We start from the raw sequence: 21,678 nt of genomic DNA on the forward strand, positions 1-21,678 counted from the left end.
TTCTTATTTGATTGTGTTTATTTATCAGGTAACTGATATTGAGACACAATTTTTTTTGCATAGTTCGGGACATGATTCTCTAACTTTTCAGGATGATTTCGTTTGACATATAAATAATTACGGGTGAAATGGGAATCAATAGAAAAACGGGCATATTCTAAGCCTTTGGGTCCAACTCTTTCAATGACAACGCCCATTAATTTGGCTGCCCACATGGGTAGGGTAACTCCTTTATCATAAGCGGGAATGCTTTGTTGAACCGCTTGTTTTCTATCCCCTTGAGAAATGACTGGTTTTGTGTTGATTTGGTCTTCTACTAAGGCTAACATTTCTTTTCCTGTCTCATTACGAACCATAATCCATTGCCAGCCAAATTCTGCCCCCATATAGCCTACCACTAAGTCAGCTAGGGAGTTAACATAATCAAAACAACTCATACAAGATGGGGCAAAAACATCTTTTAATTTATTCGTTTTTAAGCCAAAAAAGGGAACTTTTTCTACGGAACCATCTTTATGTTTAAAATGAACTCGAAAGTCCTGCATAAATTCATAATGAACCACTGTATCGGGAGATTGACTGGTGGTTTCTAAGAATTTTTGTAACCCTTCACGGGTCACATTATCGACACAGGGAGTTCCTAATACATAGAGTTTCTCTAATCCTAATTCTTTTTCTACTGCCCTTAATGCTTGAATTTGACAGCCAACTCCAATCACTAATAAGCGTTTGAGGTTAGATTGTTCGATTTGTTCTAAGATAGATAAATTAGGGGATAAAGTGGGTTTATTTACCCTAGCCGCCAAAACCTCCTCAGAAGTCCTAGCAATGACTGGCATCGGTTGAAATCTATCTTCTTTTGTATTTTGAACACATACGACTCCTTCAACTAACCCTTTTTCTAACATTTCACAAGCAATGGTACTCACAATTCCTGTCCATTGTGCGCCTTCTATGGGGTCTTTTTTTTGGGCTGCCATCATCTCTTGATGAACCCCAAAATAGCAGTCATTTTCATCTTCTAAATTGCGACTTTTTCCGTGAGCAATGGTTTCTAATTCTGCAATTTGTTGATTGAGAAATGCACAAGCTTCTTTAACATAATGAATATAATAGGTATCACATAACCCACACTCACTACAGAGTTCTTTTGCGGGACGACGACTACCAGATTTAAGGGCTTTTGCTTTACTGTGAGGGTGAATAGATGTCATAGATTATAGTATTTCTTAAATTACATTGAATCAGTGAACAGTGAACAGTATATATGATATTAGATTACGCTATTATCGTCAGTTATTATTTTTTTGTAAACTAATGTAACAAAACCTAGTATAGTTACTATTTTATCCTTAAACTTTTGATTAAACTTTAGCTATAATATTGATATAATTACTCATTTATCATTAAAAACTATGATTAAAACTTCTTCTAAATCTCTTAGCTTAAAGGAATTTTTGGCATTACCAGAAACAAAACCAGCCAAGGAATATATTAACGGAAAAATTGTTAAAAAGCCAATGCCAAAAGGGAAACATAGTACCATCCAAACTGAACTTTCTACCGCTATTAATGTTACTTTAAAAACTCAAAAAATAGCTCGTGCTTTTTCCGAATTAAGATGTACTTTTGGCGATCGCTCTATTGTTCCTGATATCACTATTTTAAAATGGGATCATATTCCTCGTGATGATAATGGTGAAATTGCAGACTCATTTTGTCTTGCACCAGACTGGGTAATTGAGATTTTATCCCCTGAACAAAGTCAAACAAAAGTTGTCAAAAATATTTTATATTGTTTAGATCATGGAACAGAAATAGGATGGTTAATTGATCCTAATGATAAATCTGTAGTCGTTTATTTTTCTCAACAAAAACCTATGTGTTTTGAAGCAAAAAAAGATAATTTACCTGTTCCTAATTTTGCCAATTCTTTTCAATTAACGATAGAAGAATTATTTGTATGGTTATTAGAATAATCAACTAAGATAAAATCTATTTGTTATTCATCGATTCTATCCAACTATCATTAAAAATCCCTTCATAAATGGGATTATGAACCTTTAAAAATTGATCATCTTTAATAATGAGTCCTGATAAAATAAGTTCTCTAATTTCTTCATCATCACTGATAGGATAATTAGGTTGATGTAGTATTGTCTGATAGCGTTTTAAGAGTCGTTTTTTATCAAGAGAACTTTTCAAAATGCGATCGCGAATGGTTCTCAAATGTTCCGGTTCGTCTTGACATTCCCAATTTTCTATAATCTGCGATCGCACTAATTCTCTAATCCATTCATCTTCTTGATCTTCAGGAATTTCCCTGGGAGAATTATGAATTAATTGACAAATTTTTTGTGTTAAAAAGGGTTGCCCATTAGTCCAATATAAAACAGCTTTCAACACAGCTTGAGGATGATTAACTTTAAATTTCAATCCCTCTAATAAAGGTTGTGCTTCATGAAACTGAAACCCTTGTAAATGAATAACTTGACCAATATTGAAGGGAGTTCGTTGTTTATCTTCTAATAATTGAGAAGGACTAGCAACCCCTAATAAAGCAAAAGTAAGCCGTTTATAATCAGGATTATCAGCCCTTTTATTATAACAACTTCTCAAGAAAATAAAAAAGTCATCCATAGGAAAATCTAAACTTAATACACTATCAATTTCGTCAACAAAAACAACAATATTATGAGAAAGATTCGGCAAAATAATCTGATAAATCAATTCTCCTAACCCCTGTACAGGTGATAAAAAGTCATGTTGTTTTAACCAGTCTCTAATATTCACTTTATCTAATAAATTTAACCCACTTAATAGGATATAAATAAATCCTGCATACCATTGTTTTATTGTTAATTTTCGATTGCCAATTTCTGATAAATCCACAGCAACACAAGCAAAATTTTCTGCTTGTAATCGTTTCATAATTTGAACTCGAAGGCTCGATTTTCCCATTTGTCTTGCATTTAAAATATAGCAAAATTCGGCTGCTTTTAAGGCTTTATAGACATAGCGATCAGCGGAACGAACAACATAACTAGGAGCATCTATCGGTAAACTTCCACCCACTTGATAATCATAGCTTTTTTCATTTTCAGCACTCCTGAGTAAAGCATTTTCTATTATTAAATCGGCTTGAGTTGCTTTGAGAATTTTTAAGGTTGCTGTTAGTTCTTCGGTTCTTTCAAGAACTTTTTTTTCTAGGGTAGCATTATAATGAGATAGTTGCTCTTTAGTTTGTTGTAAATCAAGATTTTTTTTCGCTAATTCTTCAGTAAAATGAATGCGATCTGCCTCTGCTTTTTTTCTTTGTGTAATATCTTGAAATGCCGCAATAACATAAGAAATATTTCCTTTTTCATCATAAATTGGTTGGGCAGAAATTTCTAGAGGAATATGCTGTTCCTTATGGCGAATTTCTACATCTGACACCGTGGTGCTTTCCCCTTGTAAGGCGCGTCTAACTGGTAATTTATCAAGCGGATATTTTTGCCCAGTCTGTAAACAATAGGGTTGATAAATCTTAGTCAAATCATCAAAATTAACTTCGCTCAAAAGTTCTTCTCCGAAAATTTTTTTAGCTTGATTGTTAGCATAATAGGGGTATCGAGTCTTAGCATTAATAATAAAAATACCAACGGGAATATCGGCTAAAAATTGGGTTAATTGCTTTTCATTATTGCGTAACGCTTCTTCAACTTTTTTACGCTTTTCAATTTCTTGTTTTAATTTATTTAAAGACTTTTCTTGTGCTTCTCTGGCTGCTTTTTCCTGGGCGAAAGCCCTTTTAATTTGTTGAACATGATTTAAGGTTTTAGTGGTCGTAATTTCTAAATCCTTAAAATCAATCGGTTTTGTTAAAAAGTCAAACGCCCCGCAATTCATAGCTGAGCGAATATTATCAAGATCCCCATAAGCAGATATAATAATCGCTTTAATAATGGGATCAATTTCTTGAATTTTACTTAATAGGGTGAGTCCATCCATTTCAGGCATATAAATATCCGTCAAAACCATATCAATATTGCCATAGACTCGGATATACTCTAACGCTTCTAGTCCATTATGAGCAAAGACAAAATCAAGTTCTTTTTGTCTTATTTTTTTTCTAAATTTTTGTCTAATTAGTCGTTCTAAATCTAATTCATCATCAACGACTAAAATTTTCGGGATTTCCATACAACTCACATTTTAGTTAAATTAATTCACTAATTTTTTCTTTAAGATGTTCAAATTCAATGGGCTTAGTTAGATAATCATCGGCTCCATATTGTATGGCTGTTTGATAATTATAATCATCTCCATAGGCTGTGATCATAAATACCTTGATATCGGGATAATTATCTTTAATGATTTTCAGCAATTCTAAGCCATTCATTCCTGGCATATTAATATCAGCCAAAATCAGAATCAAATGATTTTCTTGTTTGTCTATACAATTTAAGGCATCCTCAGCCGAAAAAACAAAAGAAAATTCTACCTTTTTTTGTCGAATTTCTTTTCTAAACTTTTGTTTAAACAAGAGGGTGATATCTTGTTCATCATCCACAACCATTATATTCATCAAAACAATACCTTAGAATTTTTTTGATTCAGTAAAATTGGTGAACATCTGAGACAGAATTGCTTCTATTTTAGCAGTGTATTCTCTTAAACCTTCCTTAATTGTCCATTTATTCAGTTTAGTTCACCCAAAGTTCTCAGACCCTGGTAGGATAAATCCTGACAGCTACTATAAAAATATAATTAAGATGACACAAACAGATGGCATTGCCCCTCACGGCGGTCAATTAATTAATCGTATTGCGACCACCGCAGAAAAAGAGGAATTTTTAGCCCAAGCCGACAAACTCCCCAGAATTACCCTAGATAAACGGGCCACTTCTGACCTGGTTATGATTGCCATTGGTGGGTTTAGCCCTCTTAAAGGCTTTATGGAAAGGGCCGACTATGAAACCGTTGTCGAAGATATGCACTTAAGCAATGGGGTTCCTTGGTCAATTCCGGTTACCCTATCAGTGAGTGAAGAAGTAGCCGACTCTCTCCAAGAAGGGAACTGGGTGAGATTAGACGATCCCAATGGTAACTTTATCGGGGTGCTAGAACTGACCCAAAAGTATCACTATAATAAAACCCACGAAGCTGTCAACGTCTATAGGACTGACGAAAGCAAACATCCAGGGGTGAAAGTTGTTTACGATCAAGGGGCCGTTAATTTAGCTGGTCCTGTGTGGTTATTACAACGGGATGAACACCCCCTATTCCCCAAATATCAAATTGATCCGGCTGAGTCTCGCAAACTCTTTAAAGAAAGAGGTTGGGCCACTGTGGTTGGGTTTCAAACCCGTAACCCCATCCACCGCGCCCACGAATATATTCAAAAATGCGCCCTAGAAGTGGTAGATGGCCTGTTCTTACATCCCCTCGTCGGTGCCACCAAAAGCGACGACATTCCGGCCGATGTACGGATGCGTTGTTATGAAATTATGATGGATAACTATTTTCCTCAAGATCGGGTAATTCTCGCCATCAACCCTTCTGCCATGCGCTATGCAGGCCCGAGAGAAGCCATTTTTCATGCCATCGTTCGCAAAAATTATGGCTGTACCCACTTTATTGTCGGACGAGATCACGCAGGGGTAGGGGATTATTACGGCACCTACGATGCTCAACATATTTTTGATGAATTTGATCCCGACGCATTGGGTATCGTTCCCATGAAATTTGAACACGCTTTTTACTGTAAGCGAACCGGACAAATGGCCACCACCAAAACCAGTCCCAGTAGCAAAGAAGAACGCATTCACCTCTCAGGGACAAAAGTTCGAGAAATGCTCAGACGGGGAGAAATGCCACCCCCTCAGTTTTCTCGTCCAGAAGTGGCAGCTGAATTAATTAAAGCCATGCAAAATTAATTATCCCTTCTCTGGCTGATGGGTGTGGGGTGTAGTAACTCTTAACCCCTACACCCTGTTCAACAGAGACCAAAAACAGAGAACCACTCCCTACTCCATTGTTGTCATGGTTGTGATTCTTCGATATACTCCCTGTAAGCAACAAATATGTAATAAAATAAATGAAGCCTATACATATTAGCGCGAGTGTAATAGCGGTATCTTCCCAAGAGAGCAAACAGAAACCATGAAATGGGATCGGCGGACTTTTTTACAGACCTTACTCACCTGGGGGGTCGCTCAAGAAAGCCTGACATGGCTAAATTCTAATCGGCAACTGAAAAAATATTATCAAACCCTAGCAGAACCAACCCATCGTAAACTGGCCTTGTTGGTGGGAATTAACGATTATGGAAAAGGATATAGCCTAAAAGGCTGTGTCACCGATGTTGAACGACAAAAAGACTTACTGATTCATCGGTTCGGGTTTAATCCTCAAGATATTCTCACCTTGACCGATAAAGAAGCAACCCGTCAAGGCATCGAAACCGCCTTTATCGAACATTTAGTTCAACAAGCTAAAGCAGGGGATGTGGTGATCTTTCACTTTAGCGGTTATGGAAATTACGTTAATATTCCTCCTGATATTGTCCCCACCCTGACCAAAGGCCAACTACCAGGGATAATTGCTCAAGATGGCATTACCTTAACCCAAGGCAATCCTAGCACCAATAATATTCTTGAAGATACCCTACGGTTATTAGGGCGATCGCTTTTGACCGATAAAGTGACCATGGTTCTCGATACCAGTTATCACAGTAGTGGACAAACGGTTCAAGGGCATCTTCGGGTGCGATCGTTTCCTTATCCGACCGATACGATAGAACGAGACGAATTTACCTTTCAAGCAGACCTCAAACAAAAACTCCCCAAAAGCAAAGCCGGAAGCAGCGCCGGAATCATTCTCTCGGCCGCCAAGTCCGAACAAATGGCCACAGAAATTAAAGGTAACGGTTTTAGTGCAGGACTCTTTACCTATGCCTTAACTCAACATCTATGGTCTACGGTTCCTGCCAGTCGAGTTAATATAACCCTCAACAAAACCACAGAACAAATACTCCCCATCATGGGAGGACAACAAGAACCGCAACAAGAAAACAGTCCTTCTCAACCCCTGTTTACCTATTATCTCCTTCCTCCCGTATCTCAAGGATCAGAAGCTTTCATTAATAGTGTGGAAGACTCAGAAAGAGCGGACATTACTTTAACTGGTTTTCCAGCCAATATTGTCCGATATTACGGTGTTAACTCCATCTTTTATCCTGTAACTAATCAGTCGTCATCCGTTCCTCTACAATTGCGTTCTCGCAATGGACTAAAAGCTAAAGTTCGTCGACTCTCTTCTCAACCAGGAGACAATGAATCTTTAGCCGTAGGACAATTATTACAAGAATCGGTTCGTTGTTTACCCAAGACTATTGGTTTAACCGTTGCCTTAGACCCCCAATTACAACGAATTGAGCGAGTGGATGCCACCAGCGCCTTTTCAGCCATTGATATTGTCTCCGATGTGATGACAGAAGGAGAACAACCCATCGATTGTATTTTAGGGTTACGTTCCTCTTTCTCGACTCCCTCCTCCCAACCCCAAGAAACAGGAACTTACTCCCTGTTCCTTCCAGGGGGAGTCCCCCTTCCCAATACCCTTGGTAAATCCGGAGAAGCCATAAAATCCGCTATTGAACGATTACGTCCCACCCTAGAAAAACTTCTAACGATGAAACTTTGGGGCTTAACCCTTAATGAAGGCTCCTCTCAAGTCCCTTGGCGCGTCACCCTCGAAGGTCTTGATCCCAAACCCTACGGCATCGTACAAAGGCAAACCACTCGCATCAAAACCCAGACCCCACAAGCAGAAACTGATAAGAATAAACCCATAACGCCAGAGTCTAATAATATTCCAGGGTTACCCAAAGTCCCCCGAGGAACTCGGTTACGTTATCGGTTGGAAAATTTAGGAGAAACGCCCCTGTATTACCTTGTATTAGGGATTAATAGTAGTGGCAAAGCCATCGCTTATGTTCCTCCTTATGAAGAAGACATTGAACCCAGTGAAGATGAACAACGATTTATTGAACCCGGAAGGAACGATTTTGTCCCCGCCACTTCCACCGGACTCACCTGGACAACCTCCAGTACAAAAGGATGGGAGCATATTTTGGCGATCGCAGCCATTGCCCCTTTTCAGAAAACCTTAGAAGCCCTGAAAAAAATCTCCGAGTTTAAAACCGATAAAGATCAAATTCTCACCCTCAAAAATCCCTTGGAGGTATCTAAAGCACTGTTAGAAGATTTAGAAACCGCCAGCCAGCAAACTAATTCCCTGGTTGAAGGGAACCCTGATAGTTATATTCTCGATGTTAAAGCTTGGTCAACCTTAAGCTTTATGTACCAAGTGATTTAGATGAGCTAAACGCCTAAGTAGTTATGTTTTAACAATGTCCCTTGGTGTCCGCTAGGGGACTATTTTTATTTTATTGCCTTCGTAAAAATGGTTAAGGTTTCAATAATAGAGAAGGTAATCTAAACACTGCCGTAACGATTCCCCCAATAACGGCACTAATACCACCGACAATTAAAGGGAGGATTAGGGAACGAAAACCTTTCAAGTCAGATACTTCTTTTACTAAAGTATTTTGGACAGTTTTTATGTCTCTAACGTCTTCTTTGAGGTTTCTTACTTCTGTCTTGATTTCTGCTAACTCAACCTCAATGGTGTTTAGTTTCTCAAGCTTGGTGTTTACGTCTTTGATGTCCTGTTTTAGTTCTTTGAGGACTTCTACCAAGTCATAAGTAACGGTAATAGGTTCATTCATGAGTTAAACTCCTAAATAAGAATTATTTATTTGATGATGTCCCTTGGTGGCCTCGGTGGGGACTATTTTTATTTTATGCTTACATATTGCACCTTCGATAAAATTATCTAGTGAGAATAGGAAAAAGGAATAATTTTATGATCGGAATGTCTAGAACACTAAAATAATTTATTTTTGAGGAGTGTTTAATGCGTCCATACTTGGGGTTTGCTGCACTTATTGCTATGTCTATGATAACGACATAAGTTTATTTCTTTTGTTCAACTAAACGTTTGATAACTGATGTTCTCGTTCAGAACTTGAATTTATTTTCACTTCAATATTTACGTTTAGTTCTTTACACAAAATAGAATAAATAGCGGTTAAATTATCCATTGTCGGATTACCTTTTGCTGATAGCATTCGATGAAGACTTTTACTAGGTTTAGATGTTTGATTTGCTAGTTCTTCAAATCCTATTGTTGAATTCACCAAGTCTCTCAAGATAAGTCTAGCTGTCTCTGGTTCCCCATTAAGAAAAAGAGATGTAGCTTCGTCTAGCAAAGCTTTAGCCAGTTCAGCATCTTGTTTGACTCTCTTATTGATTGTTTCAATATAATCTCTAGTTAAGTCCATAATAATTAAGTCTTTTTTTTCTCCTGTTGTTTTCGGTTTTTGTACTCTTGGTAAAACTTTTTGGCTTTTTTAATATCAGATGATTGATTCTTTTTTGTTCCACCACCCAATAAAATTATTAGTTGTTTCCCTTCCATGACTAAATAAATTCGATATCCAGGCCCCCAGTTAATTCTGTATTCCCCAATCCCATTAATCCACTTAATATTTGACGTATTACCTAACTCTAAACGAGACAAGGCAACGGTTACTTTGGCCGCACCTTGAACATCAAGACTGTTAAACCATTTCTCGTAGGGACTTGAGCCATCTTCTCTAATATATTCTTGAACTTTCATCTTAGGCTCAATAGTAACATATAAGTTACTGCCTGGGTTAGAAACGCCTACTTATTATGCTAAAGTAGGCGTATTTTATACAAACTTATAGTTTAACTTCGATTTCAACCCCTGCAGGTAAATCTAATTTCATCAAAGCATCAATGGTTTTAGAAGATGGCTGATAAATATCAATGATGCGTCTATGGGTTCTAGTTTCAAAGTGTTCCCGTGAGTCCTTATCAACGTGAGGTGATCGCAGAACACAATAGATCCGTCTTTTTGTCGGTAAAGGAATCGGGCCGATCGCAGTTGCGTCGGTACGGTTAGCAGTATCGACAATCTTTTCGCAAGAGGTGTCTAATAAACGACGATCAAAAGCTTTTAAACGGATGCGGATTTTTTGTTGTGCTAGAGTTGCCATAATGTTTAATTGTCAAGGTTCAGAAATTTACAACAAGAGATGGGAAAATTAAGTGACCAGCTAGGATAACATTTACCTGAACTGGTCACTTATGGATTATTTGGTTGTCCTACTTAAGAATTTTAGAAACAACACCGGCACCGATAGTACGGCCACCTTCACGGATAGCAAAACGCATTCCTTGTTCAATAGCAATCGGGTTAATTAACTCTACAGTCATTTTAATGCGATCGCCAGGCATAACCATTTCTACAGCACTACCATCATCAGCAGTGTAGTCTTGAATGGTTCCGGTTACGTCGGTGGTTCTTACATAGAACTGAGGACGATAGTTCTTGAAGAAAGGAGTATGACGGCCACCTTCTTCTTTGGTGAGAACGTAAACTTCTCCTTCAAACTGGGTATGAGGGGTGATCGATCCGGGCTTAGCAATCACCATCCCCCGTTCGATGTCTTCTTTTTTAACCCCCCGTAACAGGAGACCAACGTTATCCCCTGCCATCCCTTCGTCGAGGGTCTTCTGGAACATTTCTACCCCAGTAACGGTGGTGCTGCGGGTGTCTCTGATACCAACGATTTCGATGGTTTCGCCCACTTTTACTTTACCCCGTTCAATCCGTCCGGTGGCAACCGTACCCCGACCAGAGATGGAGAAAACGTCTTCTACTGCCATTAAGAAAGGCTTATCAATTTCCCGTTCAGGCTCAGGGATATTTCCATCCACTTCTTCCATAAGTTTGAGGATTTTATCGGTCCATTGGTTTTCCCCAGGTTTGAGCATCGGATTTTCTTTAAGGGCTTCTACGGCCATTAAAGCTGATCCGGTAACGATGGGAATATCATCCCCAGGAAAATCGTACTCACTGAGAAGTTCCCGTACTTCGAGTTCAACGAGTTCTAAGAGTTCTTCGTCATCAACTTGGTCTTCTTTGTTCAAGAAAACCACAAGACTAGGAACCCCAACCTGTTTGGCTAAAAGGATATGCTCACGGGTTTGAGGCATTGGACCATCGGCCGCGGATACCACTAAGATACCGCCGTCCATTTGGGCTGCGCCTGTGATCATGTTTTTCACGTAGTCAGCGTGTCCAGGACAGTCAACGTGAGCGTAGTGACGGTTAGGGGTTTCGTATTCCACGTGAGCGGTATTGATGGTGATACCCCGTGCTTTTTCTTCGGGGGCAGCATCAATGTCTTCGTAGTTACGAGCTTTTGCACTACCGGCTGCGGCTAAGGTCATGGTAATAGCAGCAGTTAAGGTTGTTTTACCATGGTCAACGTGACCGATAGTACCGATGTTAACGTGAGGTTTAGTCCGTTCAAATTTTGCGCGTGCCATGAATTAATTGTTCCTTTTTTTGTCTTCTTTATTCTAAGCAGTGAGGTTTTTTGGATCATCAGTTACCAATAGTCTATTATCCACTATCAATGGCTGACTCTGCACTGATTTCTCATAATCATTCACTGTCGTAGGTGTAGGCGTTCCCTGTGTTTTTCAGGACTATCGCTTCTGCGACATTACGAGGGACTTCTGCATAATGGCTAAATTCCATAGAGAAGATCCCTCGTCCTTGGGTTTTTGACCGGATATCGGTCGCGTAACCAAACATTTCTGCTAGCGGAACGTCAGCAGAAATCTTGGCAAGTCCGTCGTCGGTGTTCATCCCCTCGATATTCCCGCGACGAGCGTTGAGATCCCCGATGACATCGCCTAAGAAATCTTCTGGGACTTCGACTTCAACTTTCATCATGGGTTCGAGGAGGACTGGTGAGGCTTTTTTGACCGCGTTGCGAATGGCCATCGAGCCTGCAATTTTAAAGGCCATTTCTGATGAGTCAACATCGTGATAAGAACCATCGACTAAGGTGACTTTAACATCAATAAGGGGATAACCTGCAATAATTCCTGAGTTACAGGCTTCTTTCATCCCTTGTTCGGCCGGAGAAATAAATTCTTTAGGAATCGCACCCCCGACAATTTTGGAGACGAATTCAAAACCGCTGCCTGCTTCGGCCGGTTCTAGTTCAATGACCACGTGACCATATTGACCTTTTCCGCCACTCTGACGAATATATTTGCCTTCAGCTTCGCTGGCTTTGCGAATGCTTTCTCGATAGGCCACTTGGGGTTGACCAACGGTTGCCTCAACCTTATATTCTCGCAACATCCGATCCACTAAAATTTCTAAGTGGAGTTCCCCCATTCCTGCGATCACGGTTTGGTTGGTTTCGGGATCAACACTGACTTTAAAGGTGGGATCTTCGTCTGATAGGGCTTGCAAGGCTTTAGACAGTTTTTCCATGTCTTGCTTGGTTTTGGGCTCTACGGCCACGGAGATCACGGGTTCTGGAATATACAAGGATTCTAGAAGGATGGGATGTTTTTCATCACATAAGGTATCCCCTGTAATGGTATTTCTTAGGCCAATGGCTGCCCCTAAGTCCCCTGCTCTGAGTTCGTCTACTTCAATGCGATCGTTGGATTTAAGAACGATTAAGCGAGAAATTCGCTCTTTCTGCTCTTGGGTGGCATTATAAACATAATTACCTTTTTCTAAGACACCGGAATAGACGCGCATAAAGGTTAAACGGCCATAAGGATCTGAGGCAATTTTAAAGGCCAAAGCAGAAAAAGGTTCTTCATCGTCGGCTTTTCGGGTCTCTTCTGACCCATCTTTTAATAACCCTGTGATGGGAGGAACATCAAGGGGGGAAGGCAAGTAGTCCACTACGGCATCTAACAATAGTTGAACTCCTTTGTTTTTAAAGGCAGAACCGCACAACATGGGGATGATGGTCTTATCGAGGGTTCCTTTGCGGAGTCCCTGTCGAATTTCTGCTTCGGTAATTTCTTCCCCTTCTAGATATTTTTCTAAGAGGGTTTCGTCGATTTCTGCGATCGCTTCGATGAGTTTAGCGCGGTATTCTTGGGCCTGTTCTAGGTATTCCTCTGGGATCTCGGTATCTTCGATGTTTTTCCCTAAGTCATCTTGATAGATTTTTGCCCGCATCCTCACTAAATCCACAATGCCACGAAATTCGCTTTCGGTGCCGATGGGAATTTGAATGGGAACGGCGTTGGCTTTGAGGCGATCGCGGATTTGCTGATACACTTTGAAGAAGTTAGCCCCGGTTCGATCCATTTTATTGACAAAGGCAATACGAGGCACATGATAGCGGTTGGCTTGTCGCCATACCGTCTCTGACTGTGGCTGAACTCCACCCACGGAACAAAATACGGCAATGACACCGTCCAATACTCGCATAGACCGTTCCACTTCAATGGTGAAGTCTACGTGGCCCGGAGTATCAATGATGTTAATGCGGTGATCGAGCCAACTGGTACTAATGGCTGCTGCTGTAATGGTGATGCCCCGTTCTTGTTCTTGGGCCATCCAATCCATTGTTGCCGTCCCTTCATGGACTTCACCGAGTTTGTATGCGATTCCTGTGTAGAAGAGAATGCGCTCTGTGGTTGTTGTTTTGCCCGCGTCAATGTGGGCAGCAATGCCAATATTTCGCACCCTCTCTAGGGGGATATTCCGTGCCACAGCTACCTCCTTCTGCTTTGCCTGGCTGTTTTTCTGCCTTGAGGCCGTCTATAAGTTTACACTATTTACAATTCTATACTTTCCTTTGCAACAGTTTACCCTAAATCCTTCATAAAATTAGGAAGTTACCTTTTAGTTTTGATCGGATAACCCCCCTATTTCTAATAACGGTAATGAGCAAAGGCTTTGTTTGCGTCTGCCATGCGGTGGGTTTCATCCCGTTTTTTCATGGCTGCTCCTGTTTCGTTGGCTGCGTCCATGATTTCGTTTGCTAGTTTACTGGCCATACTACGACCCCCTCTGATGCGAGAATAGCGGATTAACCACCGTAGGGCTAAGGTTGTTCCTCTCGCGGGACGCACTTCCATCGGGACTTGATAGGTTGCCCCACCCACCCGTCTTGCTTTGACTTCTACTAGGGGGGTTAAATTTTTCATGGCTCTTTCAAAGACTTCTAGGGGATCTTCTCCTGTCCGTTCTTTGATCATGGTCATGGCATCATAGACAATGCCAGCCGCGACGGAATTTTTCCCACTCTTCATAACCCGACGAATGGTCATGTTTAATAAACAACTATTATAAATCGGATCGGGGGGAACGGGTTTTCTTTTGATGTTTCCTCGGCGAGACATAGTGGTTGGTTCCTTTGTACTAAGTTGACATTACAGAGTTTACAATTTTGTTTATCAAACGACCCCATCAGGGCTGTTTGTCATTTTCAAGGTTCAGAATAATCCCTAAATATTGCTTATTTCAAGTGTTGATCTTACTCTTTGGGTTTTTTGGTTCCGTACTTAGAACGGCCTTGCTTACGATCTTTTACCCCTTGAGCATCTAGGGTTCCCCGAATGATATGATAACGCACTCCAGGTAAATCTTTTACCCGTCCTCCGCGAATTAATACCACTGAGTGTTCTTGTAAGTTATGACCAATTCCAGGGATATAAGCGGTGACTTCAAACCCTGATGTTAAACGAACCCTGGCTACTTTTCTTAGGGCTGAGTTGGGTTTTTTGGGGGTGGTGGTATATACTCTAGTGCATACACCGCGACGTTGGGGACACTGCTTTAGGGCAGGGGATTTTGTTTTCTTCTTGGCTTTGGAGCGTTCACTCCGAATGAGTTGTTGAATGGTTGGCATAATTTCATATATAACAAAACTGTCAGACCTTTCGATTCTATAAAATCGCTGACAAATTGCCATCATACCAATATATACTATGCTGTGTCAATGTCCTTGAGGAAAGGCTTCAACTTTCTTTAAGGGTAAAAGATAGACCACACCGACAGGAAGTAGCAATTAAGGGGTTGTGGAAACGAAACCCTCCTCCCATTAAGTCCTCTGCATAGTCTAACCGTAAGTCTGATAAATAGTTTAAACTGTGTTCATCGATCAGTAAGGAAATGTCTTCTACGGTTTGAAGGCGATCGCTATTTTCTTTAGTTTCAGATAAATCAAATGTATAATAGAGTCCATCACAACCCCCTGGTTTAACCCCTAGACGAAAGTAACTATTCGGTTGTTGACGACTATTTTGCATTCGTTTTATTTCTTGTATGGCTGCGGATGTCAGTTCGATCATAGTTTAGGTATCATAACCTCTCAAATATTAATTATAAGATGAGAAGGTTAGTTTATTAACATACTTGATAATCGGTTTTCCCGACGGTGTGGTGTCGACCTAGAATGGACTACATCGCTAAAATGGTGGGTTACGGCGCAGAGCAAAACTGATTGTGTTTTCATCAAAATAAAACCTGCACCTAACCCACCCTACCAAGTTAAACAATTACCAGAAAAACCTTATGGCAAAAAATCAATATTCAATAACTGTTCTGGGGTAAAAGGACAAGTTTCAGGAAACAGATTAGAGGGTAAGTTTGTCTTTTTTATAACTCGTTTCTTCGCTTTAGGATAAAGTTCGTCGATTCGTTTTAAATAGTAATTATAAAGCGTTTTTGATTCAAATAATAGTTCTAACTCCAAACGGAAATTGTCAATTTCATTTTCCCAACCTCGTTGACATTTTTCTTTTTCTGCTTGCCAATAACGATATAATAGTAAGTGGATTAAAAGTTGTACTAAATAACTATCAACCTTGTGACGTTGTTCTCGTCCCAACCCTTCTATCTCCTCTATTAAATGTGGCCAGTCGATGTGTTCTAAGTCTTTATTATAGAGGGATTTGACTGTTTCATCGACCCATAAAACAAAATCTTGGTCGTAGAGTTGAGAGAGTTGACTATGATAAGAACTAACCATAAAAAACACAAAAAATCTGTCTAATTAATTTTAGCGAATCAGACAGATAATTTAGGATTGAGTATGACTAATGACAGTAAAATTTAACTATTTATGACGGGAATAATCATCTTGGAAACGAATAATATCATCTTCCCCTAAATATTCACCATTTTGAACTTCAATGAGGATCAATTTAATCACCCCTGGATTTTCCAGACGATGGGAGGTACACTGAGGAACATAAGTAGATTGATTCGCTCCTAAAATCTCTTCTTTATCCCCACAAGTTACTTTAGCAGTCCCAGAAACAACGATCCAGTGTTCGCTGCGATGGTGGTGCATTTGTAAGCTAAGACGATGACCGGGATTAACTTCAATACGTTTGATCTTATAACCGGGTCCTTCTTCTAGGGTCGTAAAGGAACCCCAAGGGCGCATTTCGGTGGCTGCCACCCCTGTATGGGCAACGGAGAAAGGGATAGTCGCCAGATCAGTTTTCTTATTTTCTTTAGCTTGAACCATAATATCCTCTAACTATACAAAAACTAAATTTAAAAAGACTCAACCAACTGTGCAACACGATAGCATAAATTACTAAAAATGGCTGTGATCTGATGAAATTTATCTTACCTTTAAAAGTTAAAGAAATATTACGGCTTATTTTAATCTTTCTGTGGACTGATAATACTGAGACAGTATCCCTAAGGGTTCCCCGGACACCTCTAAGGTGAGCAACTCTCCCTGACAATCGATCTCAGAAAAGGGAATCACTTCGACAACACTATTGGTATAAGCAATGATTTCTAGGGATTGAACCCATGAGGGAGTCCATGGATTTTCTGCAACGGTGATAGGGTGTTGACGTAACCAGTGGATTAATTGCGATCGCCCAATACCGGGTAAAATTTTACCCTCTAAAGGGGGGGTGTACCATATTCCTTGTTTCCATCCCCAGAGATTACCTGTACTGGTTTCGAGCCAATTACCTTGTGAGTCGACTAAAATCGCTTCTTGAAAGCCGAGGGTTTTGGCTTGTTGCAGGGCTAACCAAGCGCCTAAATAATTTCCTGTTTTATGACGATTTAGGGTTCGTTGAAAGAGGGGATAGGGTGCTAACCATGCTTTAATCCCTTGTTGTTGCAATTGCCCTAAATTTTCGGGTAACAAACGTCCTGTAATCCATTCTCTTCCATCAGGGAAAATGGTTATTCTTAAAACAGGGTAGGTGGCAATTAAATGTCTTGCCCCTTGAGCGATTTGATGCCAATGGGGGAGACACCAACCAAAGGCTTCTAAGCTATTTTTTACGCGATTCAGATGTGCTTCCCATTGCGTTAAAGGGTGTTCTAAGGATTGTTCATAAACTCGAAGGGTTGTAAAAACCGTCGCCCCATATTTTAACCCTAAATCGTTAATGGATAGACAAATTGTCTCTTCTTCAAATAGCTGGCCATTGTACCAATACATCAATCAAGTGATCCCTCTGATGACTGTGACATCGCTCTTAATTGTCCACAAGCTGCATTGGCTTCTAACCCTCGTGAATAACGAACACTCACAGCAATTTTTTGCTCTTCTAAAATACTGCTAAATTGGCCAATACTTTGACTATTAGGTCGTTGATAGTCGGCTTCGGCGATGGGATTATAAGGGATTAAATTAACATGGCTTTGAAACCCTTTTAAGCATTTCGCTAACTGTAGGGCTTGTTCGGGTAAATCATTGACACCCCCTAATAAAATATACTCAAAAGAAACTCTTCTTCGGGTAATTTCGACATATTTTCGACAGTCGGATAAGAGTTTAGGAAGGGGATAATATTTGGCACTGGGAATTAATTGTTCTCGTAGGGTTTGATTCGGGGCATGAAGACTGAGCGCAAAGGTAACTTGTAGTTTATGATGAGCGAGTTCTAAGATTTTTTTGGGAATTCCAACTGTGGAAATAGTGAGCGATCGCTGGCCAATTCCTACGTCTTGATTGAGGATTTTTACGGCTTTAATCACCTCTTTTAGATTTAACAAAGGTTCACCCATTCCCATGAAAACAACATGACTGACTCGTTGTTGAAAATCTTCTTGTACCGTTAAGACTTGATCAACAATTTCAGCACAGGTTAAATCTCTGGTATACCCGCCTTTTCCGGTGGCACAAAAATCACAATTCATGGGACAGCCCACTTGGGAAGAAACACAAACGGTTAAGCGTTTTGAGGTCGGAATTCCCACGGTTTCAATAATTAATCCATCCCCTAAACTTAAGAGGTATTTTCTAGTTTGATCATTGGCAATGGTACAATGAGAAATGTTAGAACGACCGATAGGATAATCTTTTAATTCTTCTCGCCAGGTTTTGGGAAAAACAGAAATATCTGTAAGCGATCGCGCTCCTTTTTGATATAACCATTGATGGAGTTGTTTGCCTCGATAAGCGGGTTGTCCTTGTTGTTGGACCCAGTGGGTTAATTGTTCTACAGATTTACCTAATAAGATTTCTTCTTGTACTTTCATAATTGCTGTAAATGTTTGTCCCTTTCACTACCAATGAGAAGCATTATTCTTGGGTTGGCTTTAGGGGTGTGATTAGTGCCATTGCTGCCTATATGATAACTTGATTAGCTGATTGCGTTATTAATCTTTTCCCTAGTTGTCTGTTCCTTGTTGCCCATAATTGAGTTATAATTGTCCACAAGTCTTAAATCTTAAGAATATTTACCATTAATAGTGAAAAAAGCTCAGTAAAATAACCAGCAACAACCTGGTTAGTGGGTTGCAATTTTATTTAATTTTTCTCATCATCAAGTTATGGCTCCTTTACCTGAGTATCGACCCGAAAAACTGTCTTTAGGCTCTCTGGAAACGGAAATTTTAGAAATTCTTTGGGACTTTGGCCAAGGAACGGTTAAACAAATCCACGATCGCATTTTAGCTGATCCCGAACGGGAACTGGCCTATGCTTCGGTGACGACGGTGTTAAATCGTTTGACGAAAAAAGGGTGGCTCAAATGTTGTAAAACGAAGAAAGCATTTATCTGGGAACCGTTAGTGTCCCGTGAACAGGCAAAAACTCTACAAGCTTACGAACAATTACAACAATTTCTGGCGATTAGTAATCCTGATATGGTCGCTTCATTTGCTGATAGTTTAGATACAACCAGTTTAGAACAATTAGAGGCGATCGCCACTCGTCTCCAGGCTATTCGTCGTCAACGGGGGAATCCTTAACCATGCACTTAATGATGATTATAACTGCGTTGGGGTTAGCCGTAGGAATCCGCTTATCTAGTCCTTTATGGTCTTATAAAATGAGTCGTTGGCAGCGATCGCTGATTACTTTTATGGTGCCACCTTTATTATTATTGATGACCGCGATCGCCGTTATTTGTATGGGCTATCATGGAGAAATGTTAGGCTTTCAGGCGAGTCGGTTTAGTTATCTATTAACCATTGTTTTCTTAGGATTTAGCGTAATCAGAGGGTTAGAAATTACTTATCGAGGGTGGTTATCTATCCAAAAAATAAAAAGCTATCCTCAAACAACCATCAATCACAATCCTGCGAGAATTATTGACCTTACGTTGCCCTATAGCGCACAAGTTGGCTTTTGGAATTCTGAATTAATTATTAGTAATGGTTTACTAGAAACCCTCGATCATGACCATTTAAAAGCAGTGATTGCCCATGAAAAAGCCCACGCTCATTATCATGATACGTTTTGGTTTTTCTGGTTAGGTTGGTTAAAACGGATTAGCTTTTGGCTTCCGCAAACTAACGAACTTTGGCAAGATTTATTACTATTAAGGGAAATTCGAGCGGATCAAAAAGCCGCTCAAACCGTTGATCCTTTAACCTTAGCGGAATCTTTACTGATTATTGCTCAAGAAATTAAGAAAATCGTGACAAGTGATGGTTTGGGGGTTTTAGAAGCAGGGTTTAACGATGTTGAAATGAATAATCGACTCGAAGAAAGAATTGATGCTTTATTTAATGAATCAGATTACTTTCGATTTGAGGCCATTGATTGGCATTACATTTTATTAATCTTACTTCCATTAGTTTCTATTCCCTTTCATCGTTAAACTGTCGATATTAATGAGTTTTTCTTGACGGAAGAAAGTTGAGCAAAAAAAATATTTTATTGTTTATCTAAAACAAAACAAGCTAGAAAGCGTTTAAAAGCAATTAAACAATGATTAATTGATAATGCCGAGGGTTATCGCCCAACGATCTCAGCTTGAGCAGGGGTTAAAGAGGGTCCTTGGCCGGGTAAAAAAGCGATCGGATTGATGGCTTTTCCACCGTTAGGACGAATTTCAAAATGTAAATGGGGTCCGGTACTAAATCCAGTGCTACCCATTTCAGCGATTTGTTGACCTCTTTCGACGGTTTGTCCTGAGGTGACTAACAGTCGTTGATTGTGGCCATACACACTAACATTACCATCCGGGTGACGAATGCTGACTTGATAACCCAAACCTTTATTACTCCAACCAGCAAAGATGACGACACCAGAAGCCGCAGCCACAATAGGAGTGCCAATGGCCGCAGCAATATCAACCCCTGTGTGTAATTTATTGAACCGCATTCCATAGCCAGAGGTTAGATTTCCCTGGGAGGGCCAAATATAACCTTTAGGGGATGCAGGGGTTTGAGGTAAATATTGATCTGAGGGGAGAGGGCGTAACTTTGAGCCGGCTTCTCCTTCTCCAGAAGCAGCGACGAGGTTATGGAAGGTTAAGGCGAAGCAGATGCTGACAACAGTGATGATTAATCGATTTGATAAAAATTTCATAAATTAATTAATGGTTTAGCTATATATACACATTAACGAGGAAATCAAGGGTCAAACTCTATCCCTTGAGGGAGTATTAACTCCACACTCCTCACACCACACCACACCACACTCCTAGCTCCTAACTTGTGACAACGATTATCACTTCGTAAAGAAAGTTAAAGAGTTGTAAGCTACTGTAGCAGAAAATCGACTTTTGTAAAGTTTAATCCATTGCCTTGAATCTTTTAATCTGACGATTACCTGATGTTTACCTTCATCTTTTACACTGTCTCGTAAAGTATTGTCGTTTAACGATGGGAAGACTAAAATTAAAATGCTGTTAGCCTATAACCCTACTGAAACTCTGTCCCTTGAAGCTACAGAGGATCGACGACTGCACTTTTATGAACGAGGGGAAAGGATTCCTCTGGGAACAGAAGGGGTGTGGCAAGTTTATCGTGGCGTTGCACAATTAAGTCAGTTATCTCCCCAAGGAGAAGAAATTTTGCTAGGATGGGCCCAACCGGCAACGTTTTTTGGGTGTTGGTTAACTTGTGTCGATTCTTATCAAGTGAGAGGGTTATCGGATCTCTATTTAAAATGGCATCCCCTCGAAGAGTTGACTAACTCTGCTCAACTCAGTCAAATGGCTTTTACTCAATTAGCCCGTCGAATGCGTCAAACAGAGGCATTATTAGCTATTTCAGGATTGAAACGAGTGGAAGATCGTCTGCAACAATTACTGAGTTTACTGAAGCAGGAATTGGGGGAAACCACTGAGATAGGAACCCGAATTAAAGTGCGTTTAACTCATCAAAATTTAGCCGGGGCCATTGGGACGACGCGGGTCACGGTGACTCGGTTATTAGGAGACTTTCAACGTCAAGGATGGCTTAGTTTTGATAGCGATCGCCATATTATTATTACTGGCGATCGCTTTGATGGAAAGATTAAATCTAATCTGGTTATAAATTAAT

Annotated in this window: 23 protein-coding genes; 6 read left to right on the forward strand and 17 right to left on the reverse strand. The window is 40.1% G+C overall.

Annotated elements, in window-relative coordinates; translation table 11 throughout:
* Positions 1–17 precede the first annotated feature (17 nt).
* Positions 18–1,214 (reverse strand): Coenzyme F420 hydrogenase/dehydrogenase, beta subunit C-terminal domain, encoded by a 1,197-nt coding sequence (locus C4E06_RS11280; protein ID WP_107668150.1) that lies wholly within the window; start codon positions 1,212–1,214, stop codon positions 18–20.
* A gap of 201 nt (positions 1,215–1,415) precedes the next feature.
* Here C4E06_RS11280 and C4E06_RS11285 point away from each other — a divergent pair, with 201 nt between their 5' ends.
* A complete protein-coding gene (locus C4E06_RS11285) occupies positions 1,416–1,979 on the forward strand; it encodes a Uma2 family endonuclease (RefSeq protein ID WP_107668151.1) in 564 nt (187 codons plus the stop codon).
* Between the two features lie 16 nt (positions 1,980–1,995).
* On the opposite strand, the gene C4E06_RS11290 is transcribed toward C4E06_RS11285, so the two are convergent.
* Both C4E06_RS11290 and C4E06_RS11295 read right to left on the reverse strand, forming a co-directional pair.
* On the reverse strand, positions 1,996–4,185 hold the full coding sequence (locus tag C4E06_RS11290; RefSeq protein ID WP_107668152.1) for an AAA-like domain-containing protein: 2,190 nt from the start codon (positions 4,183–4,185) through the stop codon (positions 1,996–1,998).
* A gap of 16 nt (positions 4,186–4,201) precedes the next feature.
* Positions 4,202–4,570, reverse strand: a complete 369-nt coding sequence (locus C4E06_RS11295) for a response regulator (protein WP_107668153.1) — start codon at positions 4,568–4,570, stop codon at positions 4,202–4,204.
* Between the two features lie 187 nt (positions 4,571–4,757).
* Here C4E06_RS11295 and sat point away from each other — a divergent pair, with 187 nt between their 5' ends.
* Both sat and C4E06_RS11305 read left to right on the forward strand, forming a co-directional pair.
* Positions 4,758–5,921: a sulfate adenylyltransferase gene (gene sat, locus C4E06_RS11300; RefSeq protein ID WP_107668154.1), complete on the forward strand. Its 1,164-nt coding sequence runs from the start codon at positions 4,758–4,760 to the stop codon at positions 5,919–5,921.
* Positions 5,922–6,147: 226 nt separating this feature from the next.
* The gene (locus tag C4E06_RS11305) at positions 6,148–8,364 is read left to right on the forward strand and encodes a caspase family protein (protein ID WP_107668155.1); all 2,217 of its coding nucleotides are present in this window, start codon (positions 6,148–6,150) and stop codon (positions 8,362–8,364) included.
* A 91-nt stretch (positions 8,365–8,455) separates the two neighbouring features.
* Here the strand turns inward: C4E06_RS11305 and C4E06_RS11310 are convergent, their stop codons facing one another.
* The 13 genes from C4E06_RS11310 to rlmN all read right to left on the reverse strand — a co-directional run bounded on the left by C4E06_RS11310 (position 8,456) and on the right by rlmN (position 18,438).
* On the reverse strand, positions 8,456–8,776 hold the full coding sequence (locus C4E06_RS11310; RefSeq protein WP_107668156.1) for a shikimate dehydrogenase: 321 nt from the start codon (positions 8,774–8,776) through the stop codon (positions 8,456–8,458).
* A 264-nt stretch (positions 8,777–9,040) separates the two neighbouring features.
* Positions 9,041–9,391: a DNA-binding protein gene (locus C4E06_RS11315; RefSeq protein WP_107668157.1), complete on the reverse strand. Its 351-nt coding sequence runs from the start codon at positions 9,389–9,391 to the stop codon at positions 9,041–9,043.
* Positions 9,392–9,396: 5 nt separating this feature from the next.
* Positions 9,397–9,729 carry a type II toxin-antitoxin system RelE/ParE family toxin gene (locus C4E06_RS11320; protein ID WP_107668158.1) on the reverse strand — a complete coding sequence of 111 codons (333 nt, stop codon included), beginning with the start codon at positions 9,727–9,729 and terminating at the stop codon, positions 9,397–9,399.
* An 85-nt stretch (positions 9,730–9,814) separates the two neighbouring features.
* On the reverse strand, positions 9,815–10,132 hold the full coding sequence (rpsJ, locus tag C4E06_RS11325; RefSeq protein WP_007304701.1) for a 30S ribosomal protein S10: 318 nt from the start codon (positions 10,130–10,132) through the stop codon (positions 9,815–9,817).
* A gap of 109 nt (positions 10,133–10,241) precedes the next feature.
* Positions 10,242–11,471: an elongation factor Tu gene (tuf, locus tag C4E06_RS11330; protein WP_107668159.1), complete on the reverse strand. Its 1,230-nt coding sequence runs from the start codon at positions 11,469–11,471 to the stop codon at positions 10,242–10,244.
* A 118-nt stretch (positions 11,472–11,589) separates the two neighbouring features.
* On the reverse strand, positions 11,590–13,683 hold the full coding sequence (gene fusA / locus C4E06_RS11335) for an elongation factor G (protein WP_107668160.1): 2,094 nt from the start codon (positions 13,681–13,683) through the stop codon (positions 11,590–11,592).
* 161 nt (positions 13,684–13,844) lie between these two features.
* Complete coding sequence (rpsG, locus tag C4E06_RS11340; RefSeq protein ID WP_107668161.1) at positions 13,845–14,315, reverse strand: 30S ribosomal protein S7; 471 nt, start codon at positions 14,313–14,315, stop codon at positions 13,845–13,847.
* A gap of 134 nt (positions 14,316–14,449) precedes the next feature.
* Complete coding sequence (gene rpsL / locus C4E06_RS11345) at positions 14,450–14,824, reverse strand: 30S ribosomal protein S12 (RefSeq protein WP_007310088.1); 375 nt, start codon at positions 14,822–14,824, stop codon at positions 14,450–14,452.
* Positions 14,825–14,933: 109 nt separating this feature from the next.
* On the reverse strand, positions 14,934–15,266 hold the full coding sequence (locus C4E06_RS11350) for an iron-sulfur cluster assembly accessory protein (protein WP_107668162.1): 333 nt from the start codon (positions 15,264–15,266) through the stop codon (positions 14,934–14,936).
* A 221-nt stretch (positions 15,267–15,487) separates the two neighbouring features.
* Positions 15,488–15,946, reverse strand: coding sequence for a DUF29 domain-containing protein (locus tag C4E06_RS11355; RefSeq protein WP_107668163.1), 459 nt, complete (start codon positions 15,944–15,946; stop codon positions 15,488–15,490).
* Positions 15,947–16,033: 87 nt separating this feature from the next.
* Complete coding sequence (locus C4E06_RS11360) at positions 16,034–16,450, reverse strand: phosphomannose isomerase type II C-terminal cupin domain (RefSeq protein WP_107668164.1); 417 nt, start codon at positions 16,448–16,450, stop codon at positions 16,034–16,036.
* 135 nt (positions 16,451–16,585) lie between these two features.
* Positions 16,586–17,395 carry an aminotransferase class IV gene (locus C4E06_RS11365; protein WP_198648555.1) on the reverse strand — a complete coding sequence of 270 codons (810 nt, stop codon included), beginning with the start codon at positions 17,393–17,395 and terminating at the stop codon, positions 16,586–16,588.
* Positions 17,395–18,438 (reverse strand): 23S rRNA (adenine(2503)-C(2))-methyltransferase RlmN, encoded by a 1,044-nt coding sequence (gene rlmN / locus C4E06_RS11370; protein ID WP_107668166.1) that lies wholly within the window; start codon positions 18,436–18,438, stop codon positions 17,395–17,397. The genes C4E06_RS11365 and rlmN overlap by 1 nt, the downstream gene beginning before the upstream one ends.
* Positions 18,439–18,732: 294 nt before the next feature.
* Here rlmN and C4E06_RS11375 point away from each other — a divergent pair, with 294 nt between their 5' ends.
* Both C4E06_RS11375 and C4E06_RS11380 read left to right on the forward strand, forming a co-directional pair.
* Positions 18,733–19,152 (forward strand): BlaI/MecI/CopY family transcriptional regulator, encoded by a 420-nt coding sequence (locus C4E06_RS11375; protein ID WP_107668167.1) that lies wholly within the window; start codon positions 18,733–18,735, stop codon positions 19,150–19,152.
* Between the two features lie 2 nt (positions 19,153–19,154).
* Positions 19,155–20,006, forward strand: coding sequence for a M56 family metallopeptidase (locus C4E06_RS11380; protein ID WP_107668168.1), 852 nt, complete (start codon positions 19,155–19,157; stop codon positions 20,004–20,006).
* Positions 20,007–20,140: 134 nt separating this feature from the next.
* Here the strand turns inward: C4E06_RS11380 and C4E06_RS11385 are convergent, their stop codons facing one another.
* Positions 20,141–20,719: a M23 family metallopeptidase gene (locus tag C4E06_RS11385; protein WP_107668169.1), complete on the reverse strand. Its 579-nt coding sequence runs from the start codon at positions 20,717–20,719 to the stop codon at positions 20,141–20,143.
* A 316-nt stretch (positions 20,720–21,035) separates the two neighbouring features.
* On the opposite strand from C4E06_RS11385, the gene C4E06_RS11390 reads away from it, so the two are divergent.
* Positions 21,036–21,677: a Crp/Fnr family transcriptional regulator gene (locus C4E06_RS11390; protein WP_107668170.1), complete on the forward strand. Its 642-nt coding sequence runs from the start codon at positions 21,036–21,038 to the stop codon at positions 21,675–21,677.
* The last annotated feature ends 1 nt before the right edge of the window (position 21,678 follow it).

This window comes from Cyanothece sp. BG0011, from assembly GCF_003013815.1.
Taxonomy (GTDB): Bacteria; Cyanobacteriota; Cyanobacteriia; order Cyanobacteriales; family Microcystaceae; genus Crocosphaera.